We start from the raw sequence: 6,794 nt of genomic DNA, 5'->3' as shown, positions 1-6,794 counted from the left end.
TACTACATCAAATGGCTTGGCTCCTGCATTGCTTTTCTTCTCTTTGTTTAAAAGTCCTTTTTCTAGAGTATCTCTAAATATTTCAAAATCAACTACGTTACCAATCATTTCTAAAGGATTGCCAATTGCGGAAAGCTTTGTGACATTTTCTTGTTCATCAAAAAGGCCCCTATTTCCGGTGCTTTTATATTTATTCATCTTTTCGGCTGATTTTATCGCCTGAAAATACTAATACACATCTGTATGTCAAAGTTTTAATTTATAGAAGTCCCCTAAAATAATTGTTGATGGCCAGGAAGTAGAACAAACCGGCCCTTTAGGTCCTTTTAAATTTCTTTCAACCATTGAACAAAGTGAGATTGTGCGCTTCTCACAGTTAAAATTTAATGATGGTGAAAACAAGGTTACTGTCTGGTATCAAAATAAAACTGCCGGGAGTGATATGATGAAACCAGGGCTCCGGTTTAAAATTGGCAAAGGAGCAACGCCTGTTTCAAAACTGAATTTCGTTTCGTTAATGATTGCCTTATTTCTTGGAACATCTGCACTACCACATATATTAATTCGATATTATACGGTGCCTAGTCAGCGCGATGCACGCAAGTCAACCATAGTCGCCATTGCTTCAATTGGCACATTTTACATCCTAACCATGTTTATGGGTTTAGGTGCTGCCATAAATGGCGTATTAGATATGGAAAGCAGCAATATGTCAGCTCCGCTTCTGGCTAAGATCTTTGGCGTTGGTTTATTCTCTATCATTTCCGCCATTGCCTTCGCCACCATATTAGGTACGGTTAGCGGACTAATTATAGCATCAACCGGCGCTATTGCTCATGACATTATTGATGTATATATGAAGAAAAACCTGAGCGAGAAAAACAAAGTACTCGCTGGTAAAATTTCAGCATTTGTTGTGGGCATTATTGCAATAATACTTGGTATCGCTTTTAAAGGAATGAATGTATCGTTCCTGGTAGGCTGGGCTTTTGCAGTAGCAGCATCTGCAAACCTACCTTCCATATTGATGTTATTGTTCTGGAAAAAAACAACAGCTAAAGGAATTGCGTCATCTATTGTCGTGGGTATTGTGACTGCTATCGGACTGATTCTTACTTCTCCAATGATGTGGAATCGTTACGGACTAAATCCCGACAATGCCCTACATCAGCTCGACAATCCGGCTATTATCTCATTTACCTTGGCTTTACTAACGCTCATATTTGTTTCATTAGCAACGCAAAAGGACAATCATAAAAAGAAGGATATTTAGAAAAATCGCCTTTACATATTGGCAGGAGGTGGCATAAGCTATCTCCTGTTTTTTATTGTAAGCTACTTAAGCACATTCACCAAAGGATTTAGATCAAATTCACCTTTATCGGGATGAGTTGTTTTAATATATTCCTTGTTCATCATAAACAGGCGGCTGTTAAAGGTGTCTTGCATATAACAATTCTCCTCATTGAAATAATCTTCATCCACCTTTGTGAAATTAAGTTCGCAATGCGATAATCCCCATTGGTCGCCCGCTTCATTCATATATAATAATGGATAGCCATGTGTTCGACAGATAATAGGACGTGCCTCATAAATGCTGCATTGATGGTTCTTCAAAAAGAAACACTTCTCTCCTATTTCCTCTGGCTTATCTTGTTTTAACACTTCCGGATACAGCTTCTCAAGCTGTTGTTTTATGAAGTCAAACTCTATTGGAAATACATCAAAATTAAGGCAGCACTTGTCGCAGCCTTTTTTGCAAGCCATATTGCTGCTATGCTCATCCCACAATTTAAGCGTATTTGAATCTATTTCATCACGTAGTGCTTGATAATTGTTCAGAGTTGCCATATTCATTTGTTTTGGACAAAGTTAGTTGTAAGGATGACATCTTACTATAATACTTCAAAGAAAGATGTCATCTTTAAGCGTAACTTCTCAACAACCAATAGCACTTTGCACCATGCACTTTTTTCCCTTATCTTGCCCAATTATTTAACCTTAATCAAATGAGCACACAGATCGATTCACTTCAATCTCTTGTTTCTAAATACATTAACACAACCAGTCGCAGTGTGTTCCTAACCGGCAAAGCAGGAACAGGCAAAACCACTTTACTTCATCGCATTAAAGAACACACACACAAAAACATGGTTGTAGCAGCACCTACTGGCATAGCTGCTATTAATGCCGGTGGTGTAACTCTTCATTCATTATTTCAGTTGCCTTTTGGCGCTTTTATTCCGGATAACAATAGTGGTATTGACCCTGAAAAAATTCAAACATTAGCTCACTTTAATATTCCACGTTCTTTGATTAAGAACATTCAGATGCATACGGTAAAGCGTAACCTGATTCGTAATATGGAGCTATTGGTGATCGATGAAGTGAGTATGCTAAGAGCCGATCTACTGGATGCCATTGACTTGATTTGCCGCCATGTACGCCGACAGCACAATACCCCTTTCGGCGGATTGCAAGTGTTGTTTATTGGTGATATGCTTCAGCTGCCGCCGGTAACAAAACACGAAGAATGGCAACATCTGAGGCGCTATTATAAAAGCCCTTACTTTTTTGATGCACAAGTTTTGCAACATCATCACCCGGTACACATTGAACTGCAAAAAGTCTACCGTCAAACCGACCAAACATTTGTTGACTTACTCAACCATTTCCGCGATAACCAGGTGACCAATGAAGATATTAATTTGCTAAATCAATATTATCAACCGGATTTTAACCAACAAAACAACGATGGCTACATCCAACTGACAACCCACAATGCTATTGCCGATGCAAAAAATAAAGAATGCCTGGCTGAATTAAATGGTCAGCTTTTTTCATTTCGCTCTGAGGTAAAAGGTGATTTTAAAGAGCATCAATACCCCTTGCAAGAAACCATGCAATTTAAAAAAGGGGCCCAAGTGATGTTTATCAAAAATGATTTCTCGGGCCAGCAGCGCTACTTCAATGGTAAAATTGGTACGATTACCCACATTACTAAAGACGAAATTGAAGTTAGTTTTAATGATGGAACAGAGCCGGTTATGGTAGAATCATATACCTGGGAAAATAAAAAGTATTCGCTCAATAAAGAAACCAACGAAGTGACCGAAAATGTGGTGGGTGAATTTATCCAATACCCCATTAAACTGGCCTGGGCTATTACAGTTCATAAGAGTCAGGGTTTAACGTTTGAAAAAGCCATTATTGATGTGGGCAAGGCCTTTGCAGCTGGTCAAATTTATGTGGCCTTATCACGTCTTACATCCCTGGATGGCTTGGTATTAAAAACACCAATTCCGAAACAGGGCATTGATGCGGATGATTCATTAAGAAGCTTTGTTAGTCAGAAAATGAACCCTGCCGAGTTACAGCCAATTCTTCAACAAGAATCTCAAAAATACTTCAATGACTTTGTATTAAAGGCCTTTGATTTTAATGACTTGATAGTTTCGTTGCACCAACATCTGAAAGGCTATAGTAAAGACGAGAAGCGTTCAAAAAAACAGCAGTTCAAGCCATGGGCCGAAAAATTGCTGAAAGAAACTGAGCCTCTGCAAAATGTTGGTAATCGCTTTCGAGCGCAAGTGTATCGAATTGTACAATCGGGTGCCAATGATTATGTTGAAACCCTTATTGAACGCATTGATAAGGCTGTTGCCTACTTTCAGCCGCCAATTAAAAAATGCCATTCGAACATCATTGAGCATCTCGAAACTGTTAATGAATTGAAAGGTGTGAAAGCCTATATGACTGAGCTTAAAGACCTGGCAGCTCAATATTATGCTTTATTACACAACATTTATAAAGCAAAAACCTTACTCGAATCATCACTTAAAGGATTAGACGTTAATAAAGAAGACATTGACCAGCCTGAGCTGGAGAAACAACCTGAAGAAAAGAAACGCAAAAGTAAGACCTTAAAAGACAAGGCGGTAAAAACGCCCAAAGTGGCCACATATCTGATTACTTGTGCGCTCTACAAACAAGGTAATGACGTTGATGCCATCGCTAAAGAACGTGGCTTGGTTAAAACAACCATTGAGTCGCACATTGCTCGCTGCATCAAAGAAAACATTTTGTCACTTAACGATTTTATCGATCATGAAACGCGTGAATCCATAAAAAAAGGGATTGAAGAATGCAATGAAACGGCTTTATCTGAGATTCGAAAATTCCTGAAATACGAATATTCGTATCCCGAGATTAAATATGTGCAAGCATGGATGCAATCAGATGGAGTACTATAAAAATTCCACCTCTGCTAAATCAGGAATCTATGAATGGAAAGTTTGTAAGCAGAGGCAGAATTTATTGGTTAAGGGGTTGTTAGAATATCAGTATTAATGTAATAATGATTAAAATTATTAGTTGATACAGTAACATTACCTGCGGAAAATTTTGTGATTTCATCAGGCTGACCAACTTGTTAGGGTTAGCTTTCTTCATAAAATTAGCGTTAAAGTTAGGCCCGATACGAAGCAAATTTTATGCCGTAAGAATATAATTGAATATCTATTTTTCAAAAAACTTCAATTGGTAATATACTTAAGCATTAGAATAGGCATCTTTCAAAGAGATAGTTTATTACTTTTGCTTTAAACTTATAGTTTCGATTCAACATGCTAAAGAAACAGCTACTTCATATTTACAGGGCATTGAGAGGCAAATCTCCATTTATAAAAAAGAGCATTCACATTGAATCAGATTGGCTTGGCTCTAAAAATGGAGGATTCTTTGTCCATACCAATTTGCTTAAAAGCGATTCAATCGTGTATTCTTTTGGCATTGGCGAAGACATTAGTTTTGACCAGCAACTAATGAACCAATGCAAATGTACAGTTCATGGCTTCGACCCTACACCAAGATCTATTGATTGGGTGAGAAAGAACGTAAATTCAGAACAATTTATCTTTGAACCCCTTGGCATAAGTCACGAGAGTGGTAACATCGATTTCTTTTTGCCCAAAAACAATGCCCATGTATCTGGCAGCCTCAGTAGCAACAGCATTACCGATGAGCAACAGAAAATATCGGTACCGGTAAAAACGCTTGCTGACATTGTTAAAGATAAACAGCATCAGCACATTGATTTGTTGAAAATGGATATTGAAGGGGCCGAATACGATGTTATACCCAACATACTAGCTTCGGGCATCGAGATAAAGCAAGTGCTTGTTGAGTTTCACCACCGTCTTTATCCCAATGGCAATAACAAAACAAAGAATGCCATTGAACAAATGAAGGCACATGGTTACGAAGTATTTGCTATCTCCGATTTAACCGAGGAAATTTCCTTTATTAAAAAGTAACAGTTGTTTGATGAAGCAATCGACCCATAAGGTATTTAAAACCACTGCCATATATAGCATTGGCAACACCATCAGGAAATTGAGTGGTATCATCATTTTACCGCTAATTACCTTTTATACTTCCACAGAAGAATTTGGTGTGTGGACACTTCTTGAAACCATCTTTATGCTGACAATGATATCGTCAGGATGGGGGGTTAAAAGTGGCTTTACCCGATGGTTTAATGACATGGCCGATAAAGCTCAGAAAAAATCATTGTTTACCACTGCCATTGCTTTTAATTACAGCATTTCAATTGTCGTATTATTGATATTTGCAGCTGCTCTTTTTCGATACTCACAAGTCATCTTAAAGTACGAAGTCAGCCATCAAGTGCTTATCTACTTCCTGATTTCAAGCTTGTTTCGCATGTTTCAAGAGATGCCTTACCTTTTGATAAAACTCAAGCAACGGGCCGCTGCACAAACCAAGCACAGCACTATTAATGTGCTGATGACCATTTTGTTTACCGTGTATTTCCTGTACTTTAAAAAGGAAGGACTCGAGGGCGCATTTAAAGCTCAAATGATTGCCAACACACTCACTTTTTTAGGTTTAATTCCGATAATTAAGAGTCATTTTAAGCTGAGTTTTAATACTCCTTTACTAAAAGAAATGATTGCTTATGGCTTACCTTTGGCGCTCTCAGCCATTCTAACCACATTCTTAAACCTTAGCGACAGACATATCATCAATCAGTTTTTTAATCCTGCTGAATCGGGTAGTTATGGCTTGGCTTTTAAAGTAGCCAATCTGCTCGACATGGTTTTTATCTCGTCTTTTTTAACGGCTTACACATTTTATTACTACCAGTCATTTCGCAATGCCGATAACGAGAAGGTGTTTCAAAGCCTTCAGCGCTACTTTTTAATTATAATCACCATTGCAGGTCTGGGCATTGTATTGTTTTCAAAAGAAATCCTTTGGGTTGTTTCGGCGGGTGATGACTTTTATAACGATGGTATATTTCTTACACCAATTTTAATCTTAGGATTGATTTTCTCGGGTTTGAGGAACTTTTTTACACTGCCGTTGCACAAACACAAACGCACAAAGATTATTTCAAAAATCCTTATAATAATCGGCATCTTAAACCTGGTATTAAACATTGTTTTGGTGCCTCCAATAGGGAAAATTGGTGCTGCATGGTCAACAATGCTGGTGCAATTAATTGCTGCCATTTGGTTTTATATCGAAGCCAGCAAATCAGAAAGCATTGCTTTTGACCTGAAAGCTTCCTTAAAAATGATCATCCTATGGATTAGCCTGGTTTTGATCAGCTTTATACTGCCTGATAATATCATTGTAGCCATCGTTATAAAACTACTAATGGCCGGTATATTTGTAGGAGCCCTTATGGTGTTAAAAATCATCCTGCCCGAAGAAATCACCGAAATGATTCGAATTGGGAAAAAAGTATTATCCAAAAAATAAGCGGC

5 protein-coding genes and 1 pseudogene are annotated in these 6,794 nt (G+C 37.9%); 4 read left to right on the top strand and 2 right to left on the bottom strand.

Annotation, left to right across the window (positions count from 1 at the left end; all coding sequences use genetic code 11):
- Nucleotides 1–198: pseudogene (locus JIV24_RS14565) on the bottom strand (IS5/IS1182 family transposase); the annotation flags it as partial.
- 244 nt (nucleotides 199–442) lie between these two features.
- Between JIV24_RS14565 and JIV24_RS14560 the strand changes: the two are divergent.
- Nucleotides 443–1,273, top strand: a complete 831-nt coding sequence (locus JIV24_RS14560) for a solute symporter family protein (protein ID WP_200465791.1) — start codon at nucleotides 443–445, stop codon at nucleotides 1,271–1,273.
- Between the two features lie 62 nt (nucleotides 1,274–1,335).
- Here JIV24_RS14560 and JIV24_RS14555 read toward each other — a convergent pair whose 3' ends face one another.
- The gene (locus JIV24_RS14555; RefSeq protein ID WP_200465790.1) at nucleotides 1,336–1,851 is read right to left on the bottom strand and encodes a YkgJ family cysteine cluster protein; all 516 of its coding nucleotides are present in this window, start codon (nucleotides 1,849–1,851) and stop codon (nucleotides 1,336–1,338) included.
- 158 nt (nucleotides 1,852–2,009) lie between these two features.
- On the opposite strand from JIV24_RS14555, the gene JIV24_RS14550 reads away from it, so the two are divergent.
- The 3 genes from JIV24_RS14550 to JIV24_RS14540 all read left to right on the top strand — a co-directional run bounded on the left by JIV24_RS14550 (nucleotide 2,010) and on the right by JIV24_RS14540 (nucleotide 6,789).
- Nucleotides 2,010–4,253, top strand: a complete 2,244-nt coding sequence (locus JIV24_RS14550; protein ID WP_200465789.1) for a helix-turn-helix domain-containing protein — start codon at nucleotides 2,010–2,012, stop codon at nucleotides 4,251–4,253.
- A gap of 372 nt (nucleotides 4,254–4,625) precedes the next feature.
- Complete coding sequence (locus JIV24_RS14545; RefSeq protein ID WP_200465788.1) at nucleotides 4,626–5,315, top strand: FkbM family methyltransferase; 690 nt, start codon at nucleotides 4,626–4,628, stop codon at nucleotides 5,313–5,315.
- Between the two features lie 10 nt (nucleotides 5,316–5,325).
- Nucleotides 5,326–6,789, top strand: coding sequence for a lipopolysaccharide biosynthesis protein (locus tag JIV24_RS14540; RefSeq protein WP_200465787.1), 1,464 nt, complete (start codon nucleotides 5,326–5,328; stop codon nucleotides 6,787–6,789).
- The last annotated feature ends 5 nt before the right edge of the window (nucleotides 6,790–6,794 follow it).

It is taken from the genome of Carboxylicivirga marina, from assembly GCF_016612505.1.
Taxonomy (GTDB): domain Bacteria; phylum Bacteroidota; class Bacteroidia; order Bacteroidales; family Marinilabiliaceae; genus Carboxylicivirga; species Carboxylicivirga marina.
Note: the sequence above shows the minus strand (reverse complement) of the source record. Positions and strands in the feature narration are given on the sequence as shown.

What these genes read in the sequence shown, in the direction of transcription:
- JIV24_RS14545 (WP_200465788.1), top strand. Translation starts at nt 4,626, where the DNA reads ATGCTAAAGAAACAGCTACTTCATATTTACAGGGCATTGAGAGGCAAA.
- JIV24_RS14560 (WP_200465791.1), top strand. Translation starts at nt 443, where the DNA reads ATGATGAAACCAGGGCTCCGGTTTAAAATTGGCAAAGGAGCAACGCCT.
- JIV24_RS14540 (WP_200465787.1), top strand. Translation starts at nt 5,326, where the DNA reads ATGAAGCAATCGACCCATAAGGTATTTAAAACCACTGCCATATATAGC.
- JIV24_RS14555 (WP_200465790.1), bottom strand. Translation starts at nt 1,851, where the DNA reads ATGGCAACTCTGAACAATTATCAAGCACTACGTGATGAAATAGATTCA.
- JIV24_RS14550 (WP_200465789.1), top strand. Translation starts at nt 2,010, where the DNA reads ATGAGCACACAGATCGATTCACTTCAATCTCTTGTTTCTAAATACATT.